Source organism: Nocardioides sp. NPDC057772 (assembly GCF_042798075.1).
GTDB lineage: Bacteria > Actinomycetota > Actinomycetes > Propionibacteriales > Nocardioidaceae > Nocardioides.
On the sequence record NZ_JBHVKN010000076.1, the window covers coordinates 1 to 22,018 of the forward strand.

33 protein-coding genes are annotated in these 22,018 nt (G+C 68.2%); 27 read left to right on the plus strand and 6 right to left on the minus strand.

The genetic code is table 11. From position 1 onward, the window contains the following. Window positions 1-67 precede the first annotated feature (67 nt). A complete protein-coding gene (gene trmB / locus ACFVJS_RS14405; RefSeq protein ID WP_378881213.1) occupies window positions 68-796 on the plus strand; it encodes a tRNA (guanosine(46)-N7)-methyltransferase TrmB in 729 nt (242 codons plus the stop codon). 57 nt (window positions 797-853) lie between these two features. Further along, window positions 854-1,480: a hypothetical protein gene (locus ACFVJS_RS14410; protein WP_378881216.1), complete on the plus strand. Its 627-nt coding sequence runs from the start codon at window positions 854-856 to the stop codon at window positions 1,478-1,480. Here ACFVJS_RS14410 and ACFVJS_RS14415 read toward each other — a convergent pair. Further along, on the minus strand, window positions 1,467-2,321 hold the full coding sequence (locus ACFVJS_RS14415) for an RDD family protein (RefSeq protein WP_378881219.1): 855 nt from the start codon (window positions 2,319-2,321) through the stop codon (window positions 1,467-1,469). The genes ACFVJS_RS14410 and ACFVJS_RS14415 overlap by 14 nt on opposite strands. 23 nt (window positions 2,322-2,344) lie before the next feature. Here ACFVJS_RS14415 and ACFVJS_RS14420 point away from each other — a divergent pair, with 23 nt between their 5' ends. Next, window positions 2,345-3,340, plus strand: a complete 996-nt coding sequence (locus ACFVJS_RS14420; RefSeq protein WP_378881221.1) for a stage II sporulation protein M — start codon at window positions 2,345-2,347, stop codon at window positions 3,338-3,340. Between the two features lie 461 nt (window positions 3,341-3,801). Then, a complete protein-coding gene (locus ACFVJS_RS14425; protein WP_378881224.1) occupies window positions 3,802-4,263 on the plus strand; it encodes a hypothetical protein in 462 nt (153 codons plus the stop codon). Here ACFVJS_RS14425 and ACFVJS_RS14430 read toward each other — a convergent pair whose 3' ends face one another. The 5 genes from ACFVJS_RS14430 to ACFVJS_RS14450 all read right to left on the minus strand — a co-directional run bounded on the left by ACFVJS_RS14430 (window position 4,264) and on the right by ACFVJS_RS14450 (window position 9,505). Then, on the minus strand, window positions 4,264-5,565 hold the full coding sequence (locus ACFVJS_RS14430; protein ID WP_378881226.1) for a DUF58 domain-containing protein: 1,302 nt from the start codon (window positions 5,563-5,565) through the stop codon (window positions 4,264-4,266). Window positions 5,566-5,656: 91 nt separating this feature from the next. Next, window positions 5,657-6,652, minus strand: coding sequence for an AAA family ATPase (locus tag ACFVJS_RS14435; protein WP_378881229.1), 996 nt, complete (start codon window positions 6,650-6,652; stop codon window positions 5,657-5,659). Next, window positions 6,649-7,791: a DUF4350 domain-containing protein gene (locus ACFVJS_RS14440; protein WP_378881232.1), complete on the minus strand. Its 1,143-nt coding sequence runs from the start codon at window positions 7,789-7,791 to the stop codon at window positions 6,649-6,651. The genes ACFVJS_RS14435 and ACFVJS_RS14440 overlap by 4 nt, the downstream gene beginning before the upstream one ends. Continuing rightward, on the minus strand, window positions 7,788-8,399 hold the full coding sequence (locus ACFVJS_RS14445) for a DUF4129 domain-containing protein (RefSeq protein ID WP_378881234.1): 612 nt from the start codon (window positions 8,397-8,399) through the stop codon (window positions 7,788-7,790). Before ACFVJS_RS14445 ends, ACFVJS_RS14440 begins: the two co-directional genes overlap by 4 nt. Continuing rightward, window positions 8,396-9,505 carry a glycerophosphoryl diester phosphodiesterase membrane domain-containing protein gene (locus tag ACFVJS_RS14450; RefSeq protein WP_378881235.1) on the minus strand — a complete coding sequence of 370 codons (1,110 nt, stop codon included), beginning with the start codon at window positions 9,503-9,505 and terminating at the stop codon, window positions 8,396-8,398. The genes ACFVJS_RS14445 and ACFVJS_RS14450 overlap by 4 nt, the downstream gene beginning before the upstream one ends. A 414-nt stretch (window positions 9,506-9,919) precedes the next feature. Here ACFVJS_RS14450 and rpsJ point away from each other — a divergent pair, with 414 nt between their 5' ends. The 23 genes from rpsJ (at window position 9,920) to ACFVJS_RS14565 (ending at window position 21,842) form a co-directional block, all read left to right on the plus strand. After that, entirely contained in the window at window positions 9,920-10,228 is a 309-nt protein-coding gene (gene rpsJ / locus ACFVJS_RS14455) for a 30S ribosomal protein S10 (RefSeq protein ID WP_008360994.1), read from the plus strand. A gap of 10 nt (window positions 10,229-10,238) precedes the next feature. Beyond that, window positions 10,239-10,895 (plus strand): 50S ribosomal protein L3, encoded by a 657-nt coding sequence (gene rplC / locus ACFVJS_RS14460; RefSeq protein WP_378881237.1) that lies wholly within the window; start codon window positions 10,239-10,241, stop codon window positions 10,893-10,895. A 2-nt stretch (window positions 10,896-10,897) separates the two neighbouring features. Further along, window positions 10,898-11,797, plus strand: a complete 900-nt coding sequence (rplD, locus tag ACFVJS_RS14465; protein WP_378881240.1) for a 50S ribosomal protein L4 — start codon at window positions 10,898-10,900, stop codon at window positions 11,795-11,797. Beyond that, complete coding sequence (rplW, locus tag ACFVJS_RS14470; protein WP_008360999.1) at window positions 11,794-12,090, plus strand: 50S ribosomal protein L23; 297 nt, start codon at window positions 11,794-11,796, stop codon at window positions 12,088-12,090. Before rplD ends, rplW begins: the two co-directional genes overlap by 4 nt. Window positions 12,091-12,106: 16 nt before the next feature. Beyond that, window positions 12,107-12,943 carry a 50S ribosomal protein L2 gene (rplB, locus tag ACFVJS_RS14475; RefSeq protein WP_008361002.1) on the plus strand — a complete coding sequence of 279 codons (837 nt, stop codon included), beginning with the start codon at window positions 12,107-12,109 and terminating at the stop codon, window positions 12,941-12,943. Between the two features lie 3 nt (window positions 12,944-12,946). Then, window positions 12,947-13,228 (plus strand): 30S ribosomal protein S19, encoded by a 282-nt coding sequence (rpsS, locus tag ACFVJS_RS14480; protein WP_045550116.1) that lies wholly within the window; start codon window positions 12,947-12,949, stop codon window positions 13,226-13,228. Next, window positions 13,225-13,644, plus strand: a complete 420-nt coding sequence (rplV, locus tag ACFVJS_RS14485; RefSeq protein WP_378881242.1) for a 50S ribosomal protein L22 — start codon at window positions 13,225-13,227, stop codon at window positions 13,642-13,644. Before rpsS ends, rplV begins: the two co-directional genes overlap by 4 nt. Then, entirely contained in the window at window positions 13,644-14,471 is an 828-nt protein-coding gene (rpsC, locus tag ACFVJS_RS14490) for a 30S ribosomal protein S3 (RefSeq protein ID WP_045550115.1), read from the plus strand. Before rplV ends, rpsC begins: the two co-directional genes overlap by 1 nt. Window positions 14,472-14,474: 3 nt before the next feature. Then, on the plus strand, window positions 14,475-14,894 hold the full coding sequence (gene rplP / locus ACFVJS_RS14495) for a 50S ribosomal protein L16 (RefSeq protein ID WP_008361009.1): 420 nt from the start codon (window positions 14,475-14,477) through the stop codon (window positions 14,892-14,894). Then, a complete protein-coding gene (gene rpmC / locus ACFVJS_RS14500) occupies window positions 14,894-15,136 on the plus strand; it encodes a 50S ribosomal protein L29 (protein WP_008361011.1) in 243 nt (80 codons plus the stop codon). The genes rplP and rpmC overlap by 1 nt, the downstream gene beginning before the upstream one ends. 1 nt (window position 15,137) lies before the next feature. Next, the gene (gene rpsQ / locus ACFVJS_RS14505) at window positions 15,138-15,413 is read left to right on the plus strand and encodes a 30S ribosomal protein S17 (protein WP_328528926.1); all 276 of its coding nucleotides are present in this window, start codon (window positions 15,138-15,140) and stop codon (window positions 15,411-15,413) included. A 172-nt stretch (window positions 15,414-15,585) separates the two neighbouring features. Continuing rightward, entirely contained in the window at window positions 15,586-15,954 is a 369-nt protein-coding gene (gene rplN, locus ACFVJS_RS14510; RefSeq protein ID WP_008361015.1) for a 50S ribosomal protein L14, read from the plus strand. Next, window positions 15,954-16,313, plus strand: a complete 360-nt coding sequence (rplX, locus tag ACFVJS_RS14515) for a 50S ribosomal protein L24 (protein WP_008361017.1) — start codon at window positions 15,954-15,956, stop codon at window positions 16,311-16,313. The genes rplN and rplX overlap by 1 nt, the downstream gene beginning before the upstream one ends. Before the next feature lie 2 nt (window positions 16,314-16,315). Then, window positions 16,316-16,876, plus strand: coding sequence for a 50S ribosomal protein L5 (rplE, locus tag ACFVJS_RS14520; RefSeq protein WP_008361018.1), 561 nt, complete (start codon window positions 16,316-16,318; stop codon window positions 16,874-16,876). A gap of 1 nt (window position 16,877) precedes the next feature. Continuing rightward, window positions 16,878-17,063, plus strand: coding sequence for a type Z 30S ribosomal protein S14 (locus ACFVJS_RS14525; protein WP_017932844.1), 186 nt, complete (start codon window positions 16,878-16,880; stop codon window positions 17,061-17,063). 86 nt (window positions 17,064-17,149) lie between these two features. Next, on the plus strand, window positions 17,150-17,557 hold the full coding sequence (gene rpsH / locus ACFVJS_RS14530) for a 30S ribosomal protein S8 (protein ID WP_040755997.1): 408 nt from the start codon (window positions 17,150-17,152) through the stop codon (window positions 17,555-17,557). 23 nt (window positions 17,558-17,580) lie between these two features. Further along, on the plus strand, window positions 17,581-18,120 hold the full coding sequence (gene rplF, locus ACFVJS_RS14535) for a 50S ribosomal protein L6 (RefSeq protein WP_378881245.1): 540 nt from the start codon (window positions 17,581-17,583) through the stop codon (window positions 18,118-18,120). Beyond that, window positions 18,120-18,503, plus strand: a complete 384-nt coding sequence (gene rplR, locus ACFVJS_RS14540) for a 50S ribosomal protein L18 (protein ID WP_008361025.1) — start codon at window positions 18,120-18,122, stop codon at window positions 18,501-18,503. Before rplF ends, rplR begins: the two co-directional genes overlap by 1 nt. A gap of 34 nt (window positions 18,504-18,537) precedes the next feature. After that, on the plus strand, window positions 18,538-19,152 hold the full coding sequence (gene rpsE / locus ACFVJS_RS14545) for a 30S ribosomal protein S5 (protein WP_008361027.1): 615 nt from the start codon (window positions 18,538-18,540) through the stop codon (window positions 19,150-19,152). Then, window positions 19,152-19,334, plus strand: a complete 183-nt coding sequence (gene rpmD / locus ACFVJS_RS14550; RefSeq protein WP_008361029.1) for a 50S ribosomal protein L30 — start codon at window positions 19,152-19,154, stop codon at window positions 19,332-19,334. The genes rpsE and rpmD overlap by 1 nt, the downstream gene beginning before the upstream one ends. Window position 19,335: 1 nt before the next feature. Next, window positions 19,336-19,776: a 50S ribosomal protein L15 gene (rplO, locus tag ACFVJS_RS14555; protein ID WP_008361030.1), complete on the plus strand. Its 441-nt coding sequence runs from the start codon at window positions 19,336-19,338 to the stop codon at window positions 19,774-19,776. A gap of 183 nt (window positions 19,777-19,959) precedes the next feature. After that, on the plus strand, window positions 19,960-21,270 hold the full coding sequence (gene secY / locus ACFVJS_RS14560) for a preprotein translocase subunit SecY (protein ID WP_378881247.1): 1,311 nt from the start codon (window positions 19,960-19,962) through the stop codon (window positions 21,268-21,270). Further along, entirely contained in the window at window positions 21,267-21,842 is a 576-nt protein-coding gene (locus tag ACFVJS_RS14565) for an adenylate kinase (protein ID WP_378881249.1), read from the plus strand. The genes secY and ACFVJS_RS14565 overlap by 4 nt, the downstream gene beginning before the upstream one ends. Window positions 21,843-22,018: the final 176 nt, after the last annotated feature.

Here is a 22,018-nt window from a genome sequence, read left to right on the forward strand (position 1 = left end):
CTCCAGGCGTCGCAGACCGCCGGCGAACTCCCCGCCGTCGACGTCCTCCCCGGCCAGGCGGGCAGCGGTGACGAGGGCACCGCGATGCTGGAGATCATCCACGACATGGCGCCTGCTCGACGACGGCCGCACCGTCCGCGAGGTCCTCACCTACACCCGCCGAGGAAGCCGCCTGGACGCCAAGCAGCAAAAAGCCTGGGACGCGTACGCCGAGGAGTGGGTGATCCCCGACGAGGCCGTCGACGAGCAGGGCTTCTCGCTGGAGGCCTGGTTCGGTCGCAAGGCTCCGCTGATCGTCGACATCGGCGGCGGCGTGGGCGAGGCGACGGCAGTCCTGGCAGCGAACCGTCCCGAGGCCAACATCCTGGCGCTGGAGGTCTGGCGGCCGGGCGTCGCGGAGAGCCTCGGTCGGGTGGGCGCCGCGGGGGCGACGAACGTACGTTTCTGCAGCGTCGACGCGCTCTGGACGCTCGAGAACATCGTTGCTCCGGAGTCGGTCCGCGAGATCTGGACCTTCTTCCCCGACCCCTGGCACAAGACCCGCCACCACAAGCGTCGCCTGGTCACGCCCACCAACGCACGGATGATCGCGGAGCGGCTCGAGTCCGGCGGGACCTGGCGACTGGCGACCGACTGGGTCCAGTACGCCGAGCAGATGGTCGAGGTCCTCGACGCGGAGCCGCTGCTGAGCGGTGGGGTGGTCGAGCGCTGGGACGAGCGCCCGGTGACCAAGTTCGAGCGCAAGGGGCTGGCCAAGGACCGGGTCATCACCGACCTGCTCTACCGGAGGCGTTGACCCGAACTACCCGTGTCGTGACTGATCTGTAGGCCCGAAGCCGTCAAGATCGGCGGCATGAAGTTGTACGCCGACACGCCCTCCCACCGCGTCGCCCAGCTGTTCGCCGACCTGCTGACCGTGGCTTGGATCGTCGGGTGGATCCTCTTCGGGAGGCTCGTCCACGAGCTGGTCTCGGCCCTCGCCGTACCCGGCGAGAAGATGGACGACGCCGGCACCTCCCTCTCCGAGAAGCTGCTCGAGGCGGCCGGTCGGGTCGACGACCTGCCGCTGGTCGACGACGGGGTCGCGGCGCCGTTCGAGGGTGCCGCGAGGGCCGCCGACCAGCTTCGGGCGGCAGGGGAGGCGCAGGTCGAGGCCGTCTCCACCCTCGCGATCTGGCTGGCGGTCGCCGTCGTGGTCGTCCCGGTGCTGATGTGGCTGATGGTCTATGTACCGCTGCGTTGGCGGTTCATCCGCAACGCGACCTCGACCCAGCGGTTCCTGGAGGCGGGCTCCGGCGCCGACCTGGTGGCGCTGCGGGCGATGTCGACGCAGCCGCTGCACAGGCTGGTGAAGATCAGCGACGACCCGGTCAGGGCCTGGCGCGAGGGCGACGCCGACGTGGTGGCGAAGCTGGCCGCGCTCGAACTGAAGGCGGTCGGGTTGAGCGCCAAGCGCCTCAAGAGTCCTAGCGCGCGGTGAGGCGCGCCCGGAGCTCCTCGTCGCGAGCCAGCCGGGCCGCGTCGCGATCGCGGCGGGTGGCGAGCACGGCGGCCAGGTAGGCCTCGGGTGGCGTGCCCGGGGGAGGGCCGGGAGCGACGTACTCCTGCACGCTGGTCGCCAGACGCTCGGCGAGCGCGTGGCGGCGCGCGGGGTCTGTGTGGGTGCCGACCTCGCCGGACAGGAACCGCCGCACCGCGAGGGACAGGCCGACCGGGATGGCCGCGACGTCTGCGCGGGAGGCCCAGACGGCGAGCGCCGGAGGCATCTGGATCGGGGCCAGCGGCTGCAACGGCACCCGCACCCGGATGACGTACGTCCCGGCGGCGATGTCGCCGAGGCGCTTCCCGCGCGGGTGGATCATCGCGGTGAGGAAGGCAGCGGCGCCGAACGTAGCGTAGATCTCGACGTATCCGATGAGGGCGCGGACGAAGGTGTGGTGAAAGCTGACCGCGCCACCATCATCGCGCACCACTCGCAGGCCAAGCGCGAGCTTCCCGATGGAGCGTCCGCGGGTGAGCGTTTCCAGCGTCGTCGGGAACACGACGAACACAGTGGCGGTCGCCGCGATGTAGGCCGCCCAGGCGAGCGCGTCGTCGGTGCCGAAGGCCGCAGTCATGAAGACGATCAGAACGATCACGAGCAGCGCACAGGTCACCAGAAGATCGATGAGACCGGAGAGCAGTCGCATCCCTACCCCGGCAGCGGGCAGGTCAAGGGCGACTGCGTCTCCGGTGATCAGGTCGTCGTCGGTGAGCAGTGCCCGCTCGGGCTGTGCCCGTTCTTGGGGGCTCCGCTCGGGCGATTGCGGCGCGGGGGTCATGGCGGTCAGCGTACGCTGCGGGCGTGGATCTCGACGCGTATCTGGCTGCGACGGCGGCCGACCGGACCCGGCTCGAACAGCTCCTGGACAAGCGGCGGCTGAGCGGTGCCCAGGCCGACGAGCTGGTCGAGCTCTACCAGCGGGTGAGCACCCAGCTGTCGGTGGTCCGCAGCAACGCCCCCGATCCGACGGTTGTCCAGCATCTCTCGGTGCTGCTGGCCGCAGCGCGCAACCGCACCACCGGCACCCGGACGAGCACCTGGTCGGGCTTCCTGCGGTTCTTGACCCACCGGTTCCCGGCCGCGCTCTACCGGCTGCGCTGGTGGTGGCTGGGGATGCTCGTGGCCAACGTGGTCGTCACCGCGGTGATGATCTGGTGGCTCCTGCGTCACCCCGAGGTCGAGCAGTCGCTGCTGGGACCGGAGCAGGTCAAACAGCTGGTCGAGCACGACATCGAGGGCTACTACAGCGAGCACGCGGCCTCGTCGTTCGCCACTCAGGTCTGGGTCAACAACGTCTGGGTCTCGTTCATCTGCATCTCTCTAGGCGTGCTCGGGCTGCCGGTGATCTACTCGATGTTCCAGAACATCTCCAACCTCGCGATCCTCGGCACGCTGATGCACCGCCACGACCGAGCTGAGCTGTTCTGGGGGCTGATCCTGCCCCACGGCCTGCTCGAGCTCACCGCCGTCTTCGTCGCCGGCGCCGTCGGGTTGCGGCTCTTCTGGTCCTGGATCGACCCCGGCCCGCTGACCCGCGGTCAGTCGATGGCCCGCGAGGGCCGCACCGCCGGCGGCATCGCCCTCGGCCTCATCGTCGTCCTGCTGATCTCCGGCATCATCGAAGCCTTCGTCACTCCCTCGCCCCTGCCCACCTGGGCCCGCGTCGGCATCGGGATCCTTGCCGAGCTCGCCTTCTTCGCGTACGTCTTCATCGTCGGCCGCGCAGCCGCCTCCCACGGTGACACCGGAGACATCGACGAGCGCCTGCTCGAGGACCGCGTCGCCACCCAGGCGTGAATGTTCCCAGTCGGGAACATTTGAGCGTGCGCTGGAGGCATGGCGACCATGTCCCCAGGTGAGATCGGCGAGCTGGTGCGTAGCGTGCGCAAGACCGCTCGGCCTGACCCAGGCCGAGCTCGCAGAGCTCGCCGGCGTCGGCCGCCGCTTTGTCATCGAGCTCGAGGCTGGCCACGGACGTGCCGCCGAATCGGCCGACCTCTCTCGGTGCCCCATAGGATTTCTGCTCGCGGGCAGCGCCGCGGGACGTCGTGGACGTGTTCAATCTCGCTCGGCGGTCCGGAAAGCCGAAACCTGCTTGAGCTGGCGGCCGAGCGGGACCTAGGGTTCGACCGCGGCGTGTTCGGCCAGATGGCGCGCACGGTGAACCAGATCAACGCCGGACAGTTCCCGTTTGACGAGGATTCCGTGCCCGAGTTGGTGGCGTTCTTCAACGGCTGATCTGAAGAGCTTCGAGACGAATGAGGGATCCGGTGGCACGGCGGAGATCGAGAGCGGACAGACCCAGGGCGTACACGGTCGAGTACCCGCCAGGTGCGACTGACGACGAGCAGCGAGACGAGGTCCGCGCGCTCCTGAACATGCTTCGGCCGTATGGATCCAAGTTCCAGACCGACATGCCGGCCTTCGCTGAGGCGCCGCCTGCGGTCGACGAGGCCCGAGCGTTCCTGCGATCACTCGAGGGAACGAAGGCGCGGGACGACGACTACGCGACGACGAACCTTGTGGACTCGGCCGACGACCGCCTGTGGGAAAGCTTCGTCCAGGTCGCGCCGTACGCCTTTTCGGCTGAGTTCTGGCAGGAAAGTCGATATCTCGTCTCCCTCGCCGACGAAAGCCAGAGCGTCGTCGTCTACCTCGTGCCCGACTCCGACCTCCACGCGGCGGTAGCTGGCCGGCTCGACCTCCTGCTGCTCGACTGATCAGAGCTGACCGGTGGCTTTGAGCTGCAGGTAGTGGTCGGCGAGAGCGGGCGGGAGGGACTCGGCGTCGGCGTCGACGATGTCGACGCCGAGGGTGCGGAGCATGGCGGCGGTGTGGTCGCGGCGGCGGAGGGTCTGCTCGGCGGCGGCCGCGGCGTAGACGTCGTCGAGGGTGTCGCGGGAGGCGGCGGTGGCCTCGAGCTCGGGGTCGCGGACGGAGGCGAGCACGACGCGGTGATGCTGGGTCAGGACCGGGAGGACGGGGAGGAGCGACTCCTCGATCGCGTGCGGGTCGAGCGGGGTCAGCAGGACCACGAGGGCGCGGTGACGGCCGAGGCTCGCGACGGCACCGGCGAGCTGTGACCAGTCGGCCTCGCCGATGACCGGCTCGAGATCGGCCATCGCCTCTTGCAGGCGCTGGGTGACGTCGCGCTGGCCGGCGAGGCGGACCCGGGAGCGTACCCGGAGGTCGCCGGCGAGGAAGTCGATCCGGTCGCCGGCCCGGGAGGCGATGGCGGCGAGCAGGAGGCCGGCGTCCATCGCCGAGTCGAGCCGCGGCACTCCGCCGCCCGCGCCCTCGACGCGGGCGGCCGAGGTGCGAGAGGTGTCGAGCACCAGCACCACCCGACGGTCGCGCTCGGGCTGCCAGGTGCGGACCACGACGGTGCGGGAGCGGGCGGTGGTGCGCCAGTCGATGGAGCGTACGTCGTCACCGCGGACGTACTCCCGCAGCGAGTCGAACTCGGTCCCCTGCCCGCGCACCCGCACCGCGGCCCGGCCGTCGAGCTCGCGCAGCCGCTGGAGCCGCGAGGGGAGATGCTTGCGCGACTCGAAAGCGGGCAGCACCCGCACCGACCCCTCCACCGGCATCGTGCGCTGCCGGGCGCCGAGGCCGAGCGGTCCGAAGGCGCGCACCGTCACGCCCAGCGCACGCAGGTCTCCGCGGCGGCGCGGCCGCAGCGGCGTACGCAGCCTGGTGCGGTCGCCGCGGCCGAGCCGGATCCGGTGGCGGTTCTGAGTCGCTCCGGCGGTGGGCTGCCAGGCATCCCGCACCAGCGCCCGGACATGCCGGGCAGGGGAGCGGACCAGAAGCTCCGAGGTCGTCGACTCGCCCAGCCGGATCCCGCCCAGCCGCTCGCGGCTGATCTCCAGGGTCGCCGGCTTCGGCGCCAGGAGCACGTCGAGAAGCGCCAGCACCACCACGAGCACGACCCAGATCGCAGCCGTGCTCGCTGCTGGCCGGAGGATGACCGGGACGATGCCGGCCAGCATCAGCAGCGGGACGCGCCAGGTGATCGTCATCGGCACGACCTCGATTCGGCGCGACAAGTGACGTTTCGGCCGACAGAACTGCCGTTTCGGCCGACAGAACTGCCGTCTCGGCGGGGCTTGGTCATCGGGGGACCGGGACGGCGCCGATGGCGGAGCTCAGGACCTGGCTGACCTGGACGCCCTCGAGTTCGGCCTCGGGGCGCAGGGCCAGCCGGTGCGCCAACGTGGCGTGGGCGAGCGACTTCACGTCGTCGGGCGTCACGAAGTCGCGGCCGGCGAGCCAGGCCCAGGCCCGGGCGGAGCGGAGCAGCGCGGTGGCGCCACGCGGGGACACCCCGGCGGACAGCGACGGGGACTCGCGAGTCGCCCGGGCGATGTCGACGATGTAGCCGGTGACCTCGGGGGACACCTGGACGGTGGTGACGTGCTGGCGGGCCGCCTCGATGTCGGCGCCGGTGGCGACCGCGGTGACTCCGGCGCCGGCGACGTCGCGCGGGTCGAAGCCGGAGGCGTGCCGGGTGAGGATCTGCACCTCGTCGGCGCGCTCGGGCACCGGCAGGACGACCTTCAGCAGGAACCGGTCCAGCTGCGCCTCGGGGAGCGGGTAGACCCCCTCGTACTCGATCGGGTTCTGGGTCGCGGCCACCAGGAACGGGCGCGGCAGCGCGCGGGTGACCCCGTCGACGGAGACCTGGCCCTCCTCCATCGCCTCGAGCAGCGCCGACTGGGTCTTCGGCGGGGTGCGGTTGATCTCGTCGGCGAGGAGCAGGTTGGTGAAGACCGGGCCTTCCCGAAATGTCAGCGAGCCATGGGTCGACTCGACCACCATCGACCCGGTGATGTCGCCGGGCATCAGGTCGGGGGTGAACTGCACCCGGCGCGTCTCCACCGACAGAGCGGCCGAGAGCGACCGCACCAGCAGGGTCTTGGCGGTGCCGGGTACGCCCTCCATCAGCACGTGGCCGCCACACACCAGCGCCACCAGCAGCCCGGAGACCGCGGCGTCCTGACCGACGACCGCCTTGGCGACCTCGGCCCGGACCGCGGTGAGCCGCTCCCGTGCGCCGTCGGGCGACACGGACGGGATGGTCTCGTGTCCGGTCGTGGGTTGGGTCATGGGTGTCGTACCTCTTCCTCAAGGGCCGCCAGCGCGTTGGCCAGCGTGATCAGGTCTTGGTCGTTCTCGATCGGAGCATCGGTGAGCAGCGCGGAGACCTCGAGGTCGGGCCGTCCGGTGCGGTGGGCGACGGCGCGTACGACGGCGTCTGGGGTGGCCTCCCGGCCCAGCCGTAGCCGCTGGGCGAGGCGGGTGCGGGCGGCCTGGCGCAGCGTCGCCGCGGCGTGGGTGCGGTCGCCGGATCGGCGGTAGAGGCGGCCCAGGCTGCGGGTCGTCTCGCCGGCGCGGACGTGGACCGGCAGCGGCTCGACCGCCAGCGGCCCCAGTCTCCGCCCGCGGGCGATGGCGAAGGCGACGACCGCGAGCAGCAGGAGCCAGAGGGCCGGACCGATCCAGCGCGGCAGCAGGGACGAGGGGGAGTGGGTCTCGTCGGGAGCGAGATCGTCGACGGAGGGGATGTACCAGACCAGGTGGTCGCTCTCACCCAGCAGCCGGAGCGCCACCGCCGCGTTGTCCGCCCGCAGGATCTGCTCGTTGGTCAGCGCCTGCGGCGCGCCCCACACGGTCAGCCCGTCCGCGGGCGCGAGCACGGCACCGCCCTCGTGCGGGAAGCAGGAGCCGGCGTCGTACGCGGTGACCGAGTCGGCATGGATGCTGAGCCCCTCCCACCGCGGGTCGTCGCAGCGCGCCTCGACCGTCTCGGGGGTCTGGGCGACCGCGTAGGGGATACCGAGCATCGCCGAGACGTACGGCGCGGGCTCGGCCAGGATGAGGTCGCCGGCGTCGTCGGTGCGGGAGCGCAGCCGAGAGGCCGTTCCCTCACCGAGCGCGTCGGTGCCGGTCACGAAGACGGTCGTGTCCGCCTCGATCTCGGTGCCGTCGAGAGCCTCGGACGACCGGACGACATCGACCTCGACCCCGTGGTCCTCGAGGACCCGGACCAGCGCCCGGGTGCCGTCCGTGTCAGGGCTCTCGGGGTCGTAGGGCGCATAGGACTCCCCGCCCTTCGGCGTCGCGATGTACGCCAGCACGACTGCGGTCACGAAGGCCAGCGCCACAGCGAGCAACGGCCGGTATCGCCGGAACCAGCCCAGCTTCTCCGCGGCCGGTTCGGCCGCGACCGGGGCCTGCGTCGTCATCGCGCCACCGCCAGCTCCTGCTCGAGCGCGAGCACGCCCTCGGCCTGCTCACGGGTGGCGGGGTGATGGCCGTAGAGCACCTCGTTGAAGAGCTCCGCCGCCTGCCCGGCCCGGCCCTCGAGCGACATCTCCCGCTCCAGGCTCGCCGCGACCTCCGCGGCGGTGAGCCCCGGGTCCTCGGCGAGCCGGCCCCGCTCGACCTGTCGCCTGGCCAGCGCCCGGAACCCGTCGACCACCGCGGTGCCGTGATCCCCCGAGGCGTACGCAGCCTCGGCCCGCGCGCGGAGCGCGGCAGCGGAGAGCGACTCGTCGGTGAGGACGTCGCCGTTGCGGTCGCGGGCGATCCGGGGGCTGCGCCGGGCGCGCGAGACCAGCAGGCCGAGCCCGACGAGGATCGCCGCGAAGACGACCATGGCGGCGACGGTCTGGGCCCAGGGCACGTCACCGGCGGAGGGAAGGCCGTCGGACAGGGTGCGCTCGATCCAGCGCAGGATCCGCTCGATGAGGTCGAGGTCGTGGTACTCCGGCTTGGCCAGCTCGCGCTGGAGCCAGGAGCGACCCTCCTCGGGCGTCGGCGCCAGGGGAGGGACTTCTCGTAGGAGGATCATCGGCTCAGCAGCCCGGCCTGCTCCATCAGCTCGACCTCGTAGGACTCCTTGCGGATGCGCTGGTCGAGATACTGCAGGTTGGTCACCGCGCCGGTGAACGGAGTCGTGACGGCCGCCGCGACGACCTGGGCGATGGCTCCGCTGCCGAGGGTGGCCAGGAAGTAGAGCTCCGGCGCGGCGACGGCGACCACGCTGCCGACGATGCTGATCGGGAAGGCGACGATCTGGGAAGCGACGCCGGCGATGATCGCGGTCAGCAGCGCTATGCCCAGCAGCCGCCAGAACTGGCCCTTCGAGAGGTTCCAGGCCCGACCGATCGCGCCGAAGACACCGTTCTGCTCCAGCATCAGCGACGGGACGGAGAGCAGATAGAGCCGCGTGGAGACGAAGACCCAGAACGCCAGCAGCAGCGGGAGCATCAGGACACCGACGACGATCGCCGGGATGGGACTGTCGACGACGATCGCGAGCACGATCACGGGGACCGCGGCGATGACCCAGGCGAGCACGGCGATGATGACGAACACCGTCGCCAGCCCGACCAGTCGCCAGCGCTTGCCGTGGGTCGCCACCCAGGCCTGGCCGAGCGTGAGCTTGCGCCCGAGCGCGGCCGCGTGCGCGACGTGGGAGATCATCCCCGCCACCAGGATCATGCCGAAGCCCTGCAGGACGGCACCGACGACGTAGGCGCCGAACGCCGTCACCATGCCCACGAGCTCATCGGTCCCCGGCGCGTACGCCGGATCCTCGAGCGACCTGCTGAAGAAGTCGAGGCTGTCGCCGGTGAACGTCAGCACCGACGTCGCGACCAGTGGGAAGGCCATCGCGACGGCTGCCACGAGGACCGAGGCGCCGACCGTGGCGCCCGGGTTGAAACGTACGAGCCGGAAGGCTCCGTCGAGCATGTCGCCGAGGCCCAGCGGCCGCAGCGGGATCGCTCCCGGTTTGTGGGCCGGCGGCAGCGGCTGCGTCCCGCCCGGCTGGGTCCCGCCCGGCTGGGTCCAGCCCGGCTGGGTCCAGCCCGGTTGCGGCTGGGGATGGGCCGGCGGGGTCGCCGCGCCCTGGTGAGGTTGCTCACCCGGTGGGGGTGGCCACACTCCTGACATTCTGATGCTCCTCGTCGCGACGGCCGGCGAACTCGCTCGGTTGGGGGCATCCTCTCAGAGCGACCCAGGCGGCATCGTTGATTTGGAGCCACCTGCGTACGCGTGACAAGATTCTCGGGTTGCTCCAGTGAATGTGCGCTGGGGTGTGCACACCTTGACTACTGAATCGCGTCACCTGAGCAGGCTGATGAGCCTGTCCGGATGTGGTCTGTGGTCGCCGTGTGCCCATCCCGAAGGCGTGGTTCCAGTGAAGCTGATGGTGAGAGTTCCCGTCGAGAAGTCCGGCGACGCTTGTGAAAAATAAGCGACACGCCCGACCGCGGGGGTCGGAGCCAGAGGTGAGCAACCGGGCCGACTCAGCCGGAGGAAGCCTGTAGCACGCGGCACGCTGACCAAGAAGGACGAGAGAGACAGATGGCGGGACAGAAGATCCGCATCAGGCTCAAGGCCTATGACCACGAGGTGATCGACACCTCGGCGCGAAAGATCGTGGACACGGTCACCCGTACGGGTGCCAAGGTCGCCGGCCCGGTGCCGCTGCCGACCGAGAAGAACGTGTACTGCGTCATCCGCTCGCCCCACAAGTACAAGGACTCGCGCGAGCACTTCGAGATGCGCACCCACAAGCGCCTCATCGACATCATCGACCCGACCCCGAAGACTGTTGACTCCCTCATGCGGCTCGACCTGCCTGCTGGTGTCGACATCGAGATCAAGCTCTGAGGTTGACGACATGACGATCGAACGCAACGTGAAGGGTCTCCTGGGCACCAAGCTCGGCATGACCCAGCTGTGGGACGAGAACAACGTCGTCGTCCCCGTGACCGTCATCGCGGCGAACACCAACGTCGTGACCCAGGTCCGCACCCCCGAGGTCGACGGCTACAACGCCGTGCAGATCGGCTACGGCGAGATCGACGGCCGCAAGGTGAACAAGCCGGGCGCCGGCCAGTTCGAGAAGGCCGGCACCACGCCGCGCCGCCACCTGGCCGAGATCCGCACCGCCGACGCCGCGTCGTACTCCGCCGGCCAGGAGCTCTCCGTCGACACCTTCGCCGTGGGCGAGGAGATCGACGTGACGGGCACCTCGAAGGGTAAGGGTTTCGCGGGCACCATGAAGCGCCACGGCTTTGCCGGTGTCAGCGCTTCGCACGGTGCTCACCGCAACCACCGCAAGCCGGGATCGATCGGCGCCTGCGCCACCCCGGGTCGCGTGTTCAAGGGCGTCCGCATGGCCGGCCACATGGGTACCGACACCGTCACCACCCAGAACCTCACCGTGCACGCCGTCGACACCGAGAAGGGCCTCATCCTGGTCAAGGGCGCCGTTCCTGGCCCCAAGGGTGGCCTCGTGGTCCTCCGCTCGGCTGCTAAGAAGCTGGAGGCCTGATCATGGCTATCAAGACCGTCAAGGTCGACTTCCCGGCTGAGATCTTCGATGTTGAGCTCAACATCCCGCTGATCCACCAGGTCGTCGTCGCGCAGCAGGCCGCTGCGCGCCAGGGCACGCACGCCACCAAGACCCGCGGCGAGGTCCGCGGCGGTGGCCGCAAGCCCTACAAGCAGAAGGGCACCGGTCGCGCCCGCCAGGGTTCGACCCGCGCGCCGCAGTTCGCCGGCGGTGGCACCGTCCACGGCCCGCAGCCGCGTGACTACAGCCAGCGCACCCCCAAGAAGATGAAGGCCGCCGCCCTCCGCGGTGCCCTCTCCGACCGGGCTCGCGCCGGCCAGATCCACGTGGCCGAGTTCGCCCTCGAGGCGCCCTCGACCAAGACCGCGCTGACCGCCCTCAAGGCGATCTCCGACGCCAAGCGCTTCCTCGTGGTGCTGGACCGTTCCGAGTCCGTCGCCGCGCTGAGCCTGCGCAACGCGCCTGAGGTGCACCTGCTCTGGGCCGACCAGCTCAACACCTACGACGTCCTCGTCTCCGACGACGTGGTCTTCTCCAAGCCGGCCTACGAGGTCTTCGTCTCGGGCAAGCCGGTCGGCGCCGCCAAGGAGACCGTCACCATCGGTGAGGTCGAGAAGGACGCGATCAAGGAGCCCGCCGCCGAGCCGGCCAAGGAGATCGACCTCCCCGAGGGCGCTGTCGCGCCGCTCGAGGACGGCTCTGCTCCCGAGGGCTTCGACATCAAGGGCAACGTCAAGGGCAAGGACAAGAAGTTCCACGCTCCGGGCGGCCGTTGGTACGAGTCCACCAAGGCGGAGTTCTACTTCAAGTCCGCCGAGGACGCCATCGCCGCAGGCTTCGTCGAGGCCGGCAAGAAGAAGGCTGAGGAGGCTGACAAGTGAGCACGCTGCACTACGACCCCCGCGACATCCTGATCGCGCCGGTGGTCTCCGAGAAGAGCTACGGCCTCCTCGACCAGAACAAGTACACCTTCATCGTTCGCCCCGACGCGAACAAGACCGAGATCAAGATCGCGGTCGAGAAGGTGTTCGACGTCAAGGTGACCTCGGTCAACACGATCAACCGCAAGGGCAAGGCCCGTCGTACGCGTTACGGCCTGGGCAAGCGCCCCGACACCAAGCGCGCGATCGTCTCCCTGGCTGAGGGCGACCGCATCGACATCTTCGGCGCGTGAGAAGGACTGACTGAACATGGCTATTCGTAAGTACAAGCCGACCACCCCGGGCCGTCGTGGCTCGTCGGTGGCCGACTTCGCCGAGATCACTCGGACCACGCCGGAGAAGTCGCTGACCAAGCCCCTTCCCAAGAAGGGTGGCCGCAACAACCAGGGTCGCGTGACCACGCGTCACCAGGGTGGCGGTCACAAGCGTGCGTACCGGATCATCGACTTCCGTCGCTACGACAAGGACGGCGTGCCGGCCAAGGTCGCTCACATCGAGTACGACCCCAACCGCACCGCCCGCATCGCTCTGCTGCACTACTTCGACGGCGAGAAGCGCTACATCCTCGCGCCCGTCGGCGTGAGCCAGGGCACCGTCGTGGAGTCCGGCCCGACCGCCGACATCAAGCCCGGCAACAACCTGCCGCTGCGCAACATCCCGGTTGGTACCACCATCCACAATGTTGAGCTGCGTCCGGGTGGCGGCGCGAAGATCGCCCGCTCCGCCGGCATGAGCGCCCAGCTGGTCGCTCGCGAGGGCTCCAAGGCCACGCTGCGTATGCCTTCGGGTGAGATGCGCTTCGTCGACGTGCGCTGCCGCGCCACCGTCGGCGAGGTCGGCAACGCCGAGCAGTCCAACATCAACTGGGGTAAGGCCGGCCGTATGCGGTGGAAGGGCGTCCGCCCGACCGTCCGTGGTGTCGTCATGAACCCGGTCGACCACCCGCACGGTGGTGGTGAGGGTAAGACCTCCGGTGGCCGTCACCCGGTCAGCCCCTGGGGTAAGCCCGAGGGCCGCACGCGCAAGCGCAAGGCCTCTGACTCGCAGATCATCCGCCGCCGTAAGAGCGGGAAGGGTAGGAAGTAAGCAATGCCTCGCAGCCTGAAGAAGGGCCCCTTCGTCGACGACCACCTTCAGAAGAAGGTCGACGCCGAGAACGAGAAGGGCACCCACAACGTGATCAAGACCTGGTCGCGCCGCTCGATGATCGTGCCCGAGATGATCGGTCACACCATCGCGGTGCACGACGGTCGCAAGCACGTCCCGGTCTTCGTGTCCGACTCGATGGTCGGCCACAAGCTGGGCGAATTCGCACCGACCCGCACGTTCAAGGGTCACATCAAGGACGACCGGAAGGGACGCCGTCGATGACCACCACCGAACGGCAGCGCATCAGCGCCCGCCGCGACTCCCTGCTCGGCGACCAGCCGGGTGCCTTCGCGAGTGCCCGCTTCGTGCGGATCACCCCGCTGAAGGCACGCCGCGTCGTCGACATGGTCCGCGGCCTGCCCGTCGACGAGGCCCTGTCCCTGCTGCAGTTCGCGCCGCAGGCAGCCTCCGAGACTGTTTACAAGGTCCTCGAGAGCGCCATCGCCAACGCGGTGTCGACCGAGGGTCTGGACCGCGACGACCTGGTCGTCTCGGTCGCCATGGTCGACGAAGGTCCGACCATGAAGCGCTGGCGTCCCCGCGCCCAGGGCCGTGCGACCCGCATCAACAAGCGGACCTCGCACATCACCCTGGTCGTGCAGCCGGCCGACGTCGTCGAGAAGGGCGGTAAGAAGTAATGGGTCAGAAGATCAACCCGAACGGCTTCCGCCTGGGCATCTCGACCGACCACAAGTCGCGTTGGTACGCCGACAAGCAGTACAAGGAGTACGTCGGCGAGGACGTCAAGATCCGCAAGCTCCTGTCGAAGGGCATGGAGCGGGCCGGCATCGCCAAGGTCGAGATCGAGCGCACCCGTGACCGCGTCCGTGTGGACATCCACACCGCGCGTCCCGGCATCGTCATCGGCCGCCGCGGCGCCGAGGCCGACCGCCTCCGCACCGAGCTGGAGAAGCTCACCGGCAAGCAGGTCCAGCTGAACATCCTCGAGGTCAAGAACCCCGAGGTCGACGCTCAGCTGGTCGCCCAGGGTGTCGCCGAGCAGCTCAGCGGTCGCGTGCAGTTCCGCCGCGCGATGCGCAAGGCCATGCAGACCACCATGCGCTCCGGTGCCAAGGGCATCCGGATCCAGTGCTCCGGTCGTCTGAACGGCGCCGAGATGTCGCGTACGGAGTTCTACCGCGAGGGCCGCGTCCCGCTGCACACGCTGCGCGCCGACATCGACTACGGCTTCTACGAGGCCCGCACGACCTTCGGCCGCATCGGCGTGAAGGTCTGGATCTACAAGGGTGAGGTCTCCGGCTCGCGTGCCGAGCGTCAGGCCGCCCAGGCCGCCCGTGCGGGCGTCCCGGGTCGCGGTGGCAACGACCGTCGCGGTGGCCGTGGCGACCGTCCGTCGCGTGGCTCCCGTGGCGACCGCCCGAACCGCGCGGACCGCGCGGCGAAGACTGAGGCGCCGGCTGCCGCTGAGGCTCCCGCCGCCGAGACCACGACCCAGGAGGGCTGACCCATGCTGATGCCCCGTCGAGTCAAGCACCGCAAGCAGCACCACCCCAAGCGCACCGGCGTGGCCAAGGGTGGCACGAAGCTGGCCTTCGGTGACTACGGCATCCAGGCGATCGAGGGTCACTACGTGACCAACCGCCAGATCGAGGCAGCGCGTATCGCGATGACTCGTCACATCAAGCGAGGCGGAAAGGTGTGGATCAACATCTACCCCGACGTCCCGCTGACCAAGAAGCCCGCCGAGACCCGCATGGGTTCCGGTAAGGGTTCGCCCGAGTGGTGGGTCGCCAACGTCAAGCCGGGCCGCGTCATGTTCGAGCTCTCCGGCGTCGACGAGAACACGGCCCGCGAGGCGATGCGCCGCGCGATCCACAAGCTGCCCATGAAGTGCCGTTTCATCACGCGAGAGGCTGGTGAGTTCTGATGGCTAACTCCCTGCAGGCGTTCGAGCTGGACGAGCTCACCGACGTCGACCTCGAGGCGAAGCTGCGCGAGGCGAAGGAGGAGCTGTTCAACCTCCGGTTCCAGGCGGCCACCGGCCAGCTGGAGAGCCACGGTCGGCTCCGCACCGTCAAGAAGGACATCGCCCGGATCTACACCGTGGTGCGTGAGCGCGAGCTCGGCATTCGCGTGGCCCCGGGCACCGAGACCACCGAGGAGGCCTGAAATGGCTGAGTCCACCGAGACCACCGAGCGCAACACGCGCAAGGTGCGCGAGGGCCTCGTCGTCAGCGACAAGATGGAGAAGACCATCGTCGTCGAGGTCGAGGACCGCGTGAAGCACCCGCTCTACGGCAAGGTCATGCGCCGTACGAGCAAGCTCAAGGCTCACGACGAGCAGAACACCGCCGGCATCGGCGACCGCGTCCTGGTCATGGAGACCCGGCCGCTGTCCGCGACCAAGCGGTGGCGCCTCGTCGAGGTCGTCGAGCGCGCCAAGTGATCCTCGTCTCGTAAGAGACGGATCCGGCTGGCGACAAACGTCGCCAAATTGACCAAAGGGTGCAGGTCCAGCGACCATTGTTCGCTGGGCCTGTGCCCATCAAATCCCATTACGTTCGGCAAGGCTCGACCGCCCTGGATGCGGTTGAGAACCAGCTCGACAAGGAGAAGTAATGATCCAGCAGGAGTCGCGACTCAAGGTCGCCGACAACACTGGTGCGAAGGAGATCCTTTGCATTCGTGTGCTCGGTGGTTCCGGTCGTCGCTACGCCGGCATCGGCGACACCATCGTCGCCACCGTCAAGGACGCTATCCCCGGTGGCAACGTGAAGAAGGGTGACGTCGTCAAGGCCGTCATCGTGCGCACCGTCAAGGAGCGCCGCCGCGCTGACGGCTCGTACATCCGCTTCGACGAGAACGCCGCCGTCATTCTCAAGAACGACGGCGAGCCGCGAGGCACCCGCATCTTCGGCCCGGTCGGCCGTGAGCTGCGCGACAAGAAGTTCATGAAGATCATCTCGCTCGCGCCGGAGGTGCTGTGATGGGTCGCTCGCACATCAAGAAGGGCGACACCGTCAAGGTGATCGCTGGTAAGGACAAGGGCGGCTCCGGCAAGGTGATCGCTGTCCTCACCAACGAGGACCGTGTGATCGTCGAGGGCATCAACCTCATCAAGAAGCACACCAAGGTCCAGGACCAGGGCGGTCGCGCCGGCACCACCGGCGGCATCGTGACCACCGAGGCCCCGATCCACGTTTCCAACGTCCAGCTGCTCGAGGGTGGCGAGCCGGTTCGCGTCGGCTTCCGCCGTGAGACGGTCCAGAAGCGTCGCCCCGACGGGTCGACGTACGCCGCTGAGCGCAGCGTTCGCATCTCGCGCAAGACCGGTAAGGACATCTGATCATGACCGACACCGCTGTGGCCCCGCGCCTCAAGACGAAGTACCGCGAGGAGATCGCCCCCGCACTCCAGCAGGAGTTCGGCATCTCCAACGTCATGCAGATCCCCGGTCTGACCAAGATCGTCGTCAACATGGGTGTGGGCGAGGCTGCTCGCGACTCCAAGCTGATCGAGGGCGCTGTCAACGACCTGACCGCGATCACCGGCCAGAAGCCGCTGATCAACAAGGCGAAGAAGTCCATCGCGCAGTTCAAGCTGCGTGAGGGCATGCCGATCGGTGCGCACGTCACGCTGCGCGGCGACCGCATGTGGGAGTTCCTCGACCGCCTGCTCTCGCTCGCGCTGCCCCGCATCAGGGACTTCCGCGGTCTGAACGGCAAGCAGTTCGACGGCAACGGCAACTACACCTTCGGTCTCACCGAGCAGGTCATGTTCCACGAGATCAACCAGGACAAGATCGACCGCTCGCGGGGCATGGACATCACCCTCGTGACGACTGCCACCAACGACGACCAGGGTCGCGCGCTGCTCAAGGCGCTCGGCTTCCCGTTCAAGGAGAACTGAGATGGCGAAGACCGCTCTCAAGGTGAAGGCCGCCCGCAAGCCGAAGTTCGCGGTTCGCGGTTACACCCGCTGCCAGCGCTGCGGCCGCCCGAAGGCTGTGTTCCGCAAGTTCGGCCTGTGCCGTATCTGCCTGCGTGAGATGGCCCACCGGGGCGAGCTGCCCGGCGTCACCAAGTCCTCCTGGTGAGCGATCACCGTTCCAACCACTGACGTTGAAGGTCCTCATGACTCCGTGTCGTGAGGAAACCACTACGAGAAAGGGCCGTTCGGCCAATGACGATGACTGACCCGATCGCAGACATGCTCACTCGTCTGCGTAACGCCAACCAGGCGTACCACGACGCGGTTTCGATGCCGTACAGCAAGCTGAAGCAGGGCGTCGCTGAGATCCTCCAGCAGGAGGGTTACATCACCAAGTACGAGGTGCTGGAGCCCACCGAGGGCCAGGTCGGCAAGACCCTGTCGATCACCCTCAAGTACGGCCGCAACCGTGAGCGCTCGATCGCCGGCGTCCGCCGCATCAGCAAGCCCGGTCTGCGTGTCTACGCGAAGCACACCGGCCTCCCGAAGGTGCTCGGCGGCCTCGGCGTCGCGATCATCTCGACGAGCCAGGGTCTGCTGACCGACCGCCAGGCCAACAAGAAGGGTGTAGGTGGGGAAGTCCTCGCCTACGTCTGGTAATCAGGGAAGGGAGAGAGAAGAACATGTCGCGTATTGGCAAGCTCCCCGTCCCGGTTCCGGCCGGCGTGGACATCACCATCGACGGCCAGGTCGTGAACGTCAAGGGCCCCAAGGGCACCCTGTCGCACACCGTGGCCAGCCCGATCACCGTCGAGAAGGGTGACGGCGTCCTCGACGTCAAGCGCCCCGACGACAGCCGGGACAGCAAGGCCCTGCACGGCCTGTCCCGCACGCTGATCAACAACATGGTCCTGGGTGTCACCGAGGGCTACGAGAAGAAGCTCGAGATCGTCGGCGTGGGTTACCGCGTCCTGTCGAAGGGCCCGACCAAGCTGGAGTTCCAGCTGGGCTACTCGCACCCGATCATCTTCGACGCGCCCGAGGGCATCACCTTTACCACCGACGGTCCGACCAAGCTCGGCGTCGTGGGCATCGACAAGCAGCTCGTCGGTGAGGTCGCGGCCAACATCCGCAAGCTGCGCAAGCCGGAGCCCTACAAGGGCAAGGGCGTTCGTTACGCCGGCGAGAACATCCGCCGCAAGGTCGGAAAGGCTGGTAAGTGATGGCCATCTCGCTGTCGAACAACAAGCACACCGCTTCTCGTGTCCGCTCGCGTCTGCGTCGTCAGGCCCGTGGCCGCAAGAAGATCGAGGGTACGCCGGAGCGTCCGCGCCTCGTCGTGACCCGGTCGGCCAAGCACATCACCGCCCAGGTCGTCGACGACCTGGCCGGCAAGACGCTTGCCTCGGCCTCGACCATCGAGGGCGACCTGCGGTCGGCCTCGGGCGACAAGACCGCCAAGGCCAAGCAGGTCGGCGAGCTGGTCGCGTCGCGTGCCAAGGCCGCTGGGGTGGAGACCGTGGTCTTCGACCGTGCCGGCAACAAGTACCACGGCCGTGTCGCCGCGCTCGCCGATGGCGCGCGCGAGGCCGGTCTGACCTTCTGATCGCAACGATCGAACGAGAGAAGAGGAAAGTCTGATGAGCGGAGCCCAGCGCGGACAGCGTGGTGGCGAGCGCCGAGGTCGCGACGACCGTCGCAACCAGAGCGCCGACAAGACCGCCTACATCGAGAAGGTCGTCGCGATCAACCGAGTTGCCAAGGTCGTGAAGGGTGGTCGTCGCTTCAGCTTCACCGCCCTCGTGATCGTCGGTGACGGTGAGGGTCTGGTCGGCGTCGGCTACGGTAAGGCGAAGGAAGTTCCCGCGGCGATCGCCAAGGGTGTCGAGGAGGCGAAGAAGCACTTCTTCCGCGTTCCCCGCATCCAGGGCACGATCCCGCACCCGGTGCAGGGTGAGAAGGCCGCTGGTGTGGTCCTTCTCCGTCCGGCCGCCCCTGGTACCGGTGTCATCGCCGGTGGCCCGGTGCGCGCCGTCCTGGAGTGCGCCGGCATCCACGACGTGCTGAGCAAGTCGCTCGGCTCGTCCAACCAGATCAACATCGTCCACGCGACGGTGGAGGCCCTCAAGATGCTCGAGCAGCCTGAGGCCGTCGCCGCCCGCCGTGGTCTCCCGGTCGAGGACGTTGCCCCGGAGGCGCTGCTCAAGGCGCAGGCCGAGGTCGCGGAGTCGCCCAAGGTGGAGGTGTCGGCCTGATGGCGCAGCTGAAGGTCCAGCAGAAGAAGGGCCTCGTCGGTCTGAAGCAGAACCAGCGAGACACCCTGCGTACGCTCGGTCTCAAGCGGATCGGCGACGTGGTCGTCAAGGAGGACCGCCCGGAGATCCGCGGCATGGTCCAGACCGTCCGTCACCTGGTGACGGTCGAGGAGGTCGACTGATATGGCACTCAAGGTGCACAACCTGGCGCCGGCTCCCGGTGCCAAGAAGGCCAAGACCCGTGTGGGTCGTGGTGAGGCGTCCAAGGGTAAGACGGCCGGCCGTGGTACCAAGGGCACGAAGGCCCGTTACCAGGTCCCCGCCTACTTCGAGGGTGGCCAGACCCCGATGCACATGCGGCTCCCCAAGCTGAAGGGCTTCAAGAACCCCTTCAAGGTGGAGTTCCAGGTCGTCAACCTCGACAAGCTCAACGAGCTGTTCCCCGAGGGTGGCGTCGTCACCCCCGAGACCCTGATCGAGAAGGGTGCCGTCCGCAAGGGCCACCCGGTCAAGGTCCTGGGCCAGGGTGACCTGACCGTCAAGGTCGAGATCAGCGCCAACGCCTTCTCCGGCTCTGCCAAGGAGAAGATCGAGGCCGCTGGCGGAACTGTCACGGTTCTCTGACAGTTCTACTAACGTAGAGCCTGTCACGTGGGAGCGCGGCCGGGTCGCCCCTTCGGGGTCCCGCCCGCGCTCCCGCTGTTTCAGCCCTACGTGCAAGAACTGCCGTGGAGGCTGTTAGGCTGCCACGGGTTTTCGCATCGGCGCAGGCCCTGCGACCCCTGATTGTCGAAAGAGGAACCATTCGTGCTTGGCGCGTTCGCATCAGCGTTCCGTACCCCGGACCTGCGCAAGAAGCTGCTCTTCGTTCTCCTGATCGTCGTGATCTTCCGAGCGGGGTCCCAGATCCCTGCTCCGGGTGTTCACGTCGCCAACGTCCAGCAGTGTCTTGACGCGGCTCAGACCGGTGACAGCGCCGGGCTCTACAACCTGGTCAATCTCTTCTCCGGCGGTGCGCTCCTGCAGCTGACCGTCTTCGCGCTCGGCATCATGCCGTACATCACCGCGAGCATCATTCTGCAGCTGCTCGTCGTGGTGATCCCGCGCCTGGAGCGCCTCAAGAAGGAGGGGCAGTCCGGGCAGACGAAGATCACGCAGTACACCCGCTACCTGACCCTCGGCCTCGCCGTTCTGCAGGCGACCGGCATCGTCGCGCTGGCGCGCTCCGGCGATCTGCTCCAGGGCTGCACCCAGCCGTTGCTGCACGACGACGGCACCGCCACCTTCCTGGTCATGGTCGTCACCATGACCGCCGGCACCGCGGTCATCATGTGGCTCGGCGAGCTGATCACCGAGCGCGGCATCGGCAACGGTATGTCGATCCTCATCTTCACCCAGGTCGTCGCCACCTTCCCGGCCACCATGTGGGCGGTCAAGAACGACAAGGGCTGGTGGACCTTCGCCATCGTCATGGTCATCGGGCTGGCGATCATGGCGGCGGTCATCTTCATCGAGCAGGCCCAGCGCCGGATCCCGGTCCAGTACGCCCGCCGGATGGTGGGTCGCAAGATGTTCGGTGGGTCCTCGACGTACATCCCGCTGAAGGTGAACCAGGCCGGTGTCATCCCGGTCATCTTCGCCTCGTCGCTGCTCTACCTGCCGGCGATGGCAGCGCAGTTCAACCAGAACGCGACCGACCCGCCCGCGTGGGTCGACTGGATCAACAACTACTTCGTCCAGGGCGACCACCCGATCTACATGGCGACGTACTTCGCGCTGATCATCTTCTTCACCTACTTCTACGTGTCGATCACCTTCAACCCCCCGGAGGTCGCCGACAACATGAAGAAATACGGCGGCTTCATTCCAGGAATTCGGGCCGGGAAGCCGACCGAGGACTACCTGTCCTACGTTTTGTCCCGTATCACACTGCCGGGCTCGCTCTACCTCGGTCTGGTTGCGCTCATCCCGCTGATCGCTCTGGCGCTCATCAACGCGAACCAGAACTTCCCGTTCGGTGGCACCTCGATCCTCATCATGGTCGGCGTCGCCCTCGACACGGTGAAGCAGATCGAGAGCCAGCTCCAGCAGCGCAACTATGAAGGGTTCCTCCGATGAGACTGATCATCATGGGCCCGCCGGGAGCCGGTAAGGGCACCCAGGCGAAGTTCATTGCCGAGCACTTCGGGATCCCGGCGATCTCGACCGGCGACATCTTCCGCGCGAACGTCTCCCAGGGCACGCCCCTGGGGGTCGAGGCGGCGTCCTACATGGACAAGGGAGAGTACGTCCCGGACTCGGTGACGAACCTGATGGTCCGTAACCGCATCGACGAGCCCGACGCTGCCAACGGATTCCTGCTCGACGGCTACCCGCGCACGCTCGCGCAGGTCGAGGAGCTCGACGGGATGATCAAGTTCACCGGCCACGCGCTCGACGCGGTGGTCGTGCTGACCGTCGACAAGGACGAGATCGTGCAGCGGCTGCTGCAGCGTGCCGAGCTCGAGGGTCGCGCCGACGACACCGAAGAGGTCATCCGCCGCCGCCAGGAGGTCTACCTCGAGGAGACCGCGCCGCTGATCGAGGTCTACAAGGGCCGCGGTCTGGTCCACGAGATCGACGGCATGGGTGAGGTCGACGACGTCACCAAGCGGATCTTCGACGAGCTCGACATCATCCCGGAATCCTGATCCGGAAATCCTGAGAAGGACAACTTTGTACGCAACGGGGGAGCAGTGGGCTTCTTGAACAAGGTCCAGATCAAGACCCCTGAGCAGATCGAGAAGATGCGTCGGGCCGGCCTGGTGGTCGGCGAGACGCTGGAGGTGCTCCGGGCCGCGGCGCGGCCCGGAGTCACCACATCCAG

Bases quoted from the DNA above. Each gene is read 5' to 3' on its own strand.
- ACFVJS_RS14425 (WP_378881224.1), top strand. From the start codon at position 3,802: ATGAGGGATCCGGTGGCACGGCGGAGATCGAGAGCGGACAGACCCAGG.
- rpsJ (WP_008360994.1), top strand. From the start codon at position 9,920: ATGGCGGGACAGAAGATCCGCATCAGGCTCAAGGCCTATGACCACGAG.
- ACFVJS_RS14445 (WP_378881234.1), bottom strand. From the start codon at position 8,399: ATGATCCTCCTACGAGAAGTCCCTCCCCTGGCGCCGACGCCCGAGGAG.
- ACFVJS_RS14430 (WP_378881226.1), bottom strand. From the start codon at position 5,565: ATGACGATCACCTGGCGCGTCCCGCTGCTGATGCTGGCCGGCATCGTC.
- rplB (WP_008361002.1), top strand. From the start codon at position 12,107: ATGGCTATTCGTAAGTACAAGCCGACCACCCCGGGCCGTCGTGGCTCG.
- ACFVJS_RS14565 (WP_378881249.1), top strand. From the start codon at position 21,267: ATGAGACTGATCATCATGGGCCCGCCGGGAGCCGGTAAGGGCACCCAG.
- rplP (WP_008361009.1), top strand. From the start codon at position 14,475: ATGCTGATGCCCCGTCGAGTCAAGCACCGCAAGCAGCACCACCCCAAG.
- rpsC (WP_045550115.1), top strand. From the start codon at position 13,644: ATGGGTCAGAAGATCAACCCGAACGGCTTCCGCCTGGGCATCTCGACC.
- rpsH (WP_040755997.1), top strand. From the start codon at position 17,150: ATGACGATGACTGACCCGATCGCAGACATGCTCACTCGTCTGCGTAAC.
- rplE (WP_008361018.1), top strand. From the start codon at position 16,316: ATGACCGACACCGCTGTGGCCCCGCGCCTCAAGACGAAGTACCGCGAG.
- ACFVJS_RS14415 (WP_378881219.1), bottom strand. From the start codon at position 2,321: ATGACCCCCGCGCCGCAATCGCCCGAGCGGAGCCCCCAAGAACGGGCA.
- rpsS (WP_045550116.1), top strand. From the start codon at position 12,947: ATGCCTCGCAGCCTGAAGAAGGGCCCCTTCGTCGACGACCACCTTCAG.
- ACFVJS_RS14440 (WP_378881232.1), bottom strand. From the start codon at position 7,791: ATGACGACGCAGGCCCCGGTCGCGGCCGAACCGGCCGCGGAGAAGCTG.
- rpmD (WP_008361029.1), top strand. From the start codon at position 19,152: ATGGCGCAGCTGAAGGTCCAGCAGAAGAAGGGCCTCGTCGGTCTGAAG.
- ACFVJS_RS14525 (WP_017932844.1), top strand. From the start codon at position 16,878: ATGGCGAAGACCGCTCTCAAGGTGAAGGCCGCCCGCAAGCCGAAGTTC.
- rplN (WP_008361015.1), top strand. From the start codon at position 15,586: ATGATCCAGCAGGAGTCGCGACTCAAGGTCGCCGACAACACTGGTGCG.
- ACFVJS_RS14435 (WP_378881229.1), bottom strand. From the start codon at position 6,652: ATGACCCAACCCACGACCGGACACGAGACCATCCCGTCCGTGTCGCCC.
- rpmC (WP_008361011.1), top strand. From the start codon at position 14,894: ATGGCTAACTCCCTGCAGGCGTTCGAGCTGGACGAGCTCACCGACGTC.
- rplD (WP_378881240.1), top strand. From the start codon at position 10,898: ATGGCTATCAAGACCGTCAAGGTCGACTTCCCGGCTGAGATCTTCGAT.
- rplV (WP_378881242.1), top strand. From the start codon at position 13,225: ATGACCACCACCGAACGGCAGCGCATCAGCGCCCGCCGCGACTCCCTG.
- rpsE (WP_008361027.1), top strand. From the start codon at position 18,538: ATGAGCGGAGCCCAGCGCGGACAGCGTGGTGGCGAGCGCCGAGGTCGC.
- rplX (WP_008361017.1), top strand. From the start codon at position 15,954: ATGGGTCGCTCGCACATCAAGAAGGGCGACACCGTCAAGGTGATCGCT.
- rplC (WP_378881237.1), top strand. From the start codon at position 10,239: ATGACGATCGAACGCAACGTGAAGGGTCTCCTGGGCACCAAGCTCGGC.
- rplR (WP_008361025.1), top strand. From the start codon at position 18,120: ATGGCCATCTCGCTGTCGAACAACAAGCACACCGCTTCTCGTGTCCGC.
- rplO (WP_008361030.1), top strand. From the start codon at position 19,336: ATGGCACTCAAGGTGCACAACCTGGCGCCGGCTCCCGGTGCCAAGAAG.
- ACFVJS_RS14410 (WP_378881216.1), top strand. From the start codon at position 854: ATGAAGTTGTACGCCGACACGCCCTCCCACCGCGTCGCCCAGCTGTTC.
- rpsQ (WP_328528926.1), top strand. From the start codon at position 15,138: ATGGCTGAGTCCACCGAGACCACCGAGCGCAACACGCGCAAGGTGCGC.
- rplF (WP_378881245.1), top strand. From the start codon at position 17,581: ATGTCGCGTATTGGCAAGCTCCCCGTCCCGGTTCCGGCCGGCGTGGAC.
- ACFVJS_RS14450 (WP_378881235.1), bottom strand. From the start codon at position 9,505: ATGTCAGGAGTGTGGCCACCCCCACCGGGTGAGCAACCTCACCAGGGC.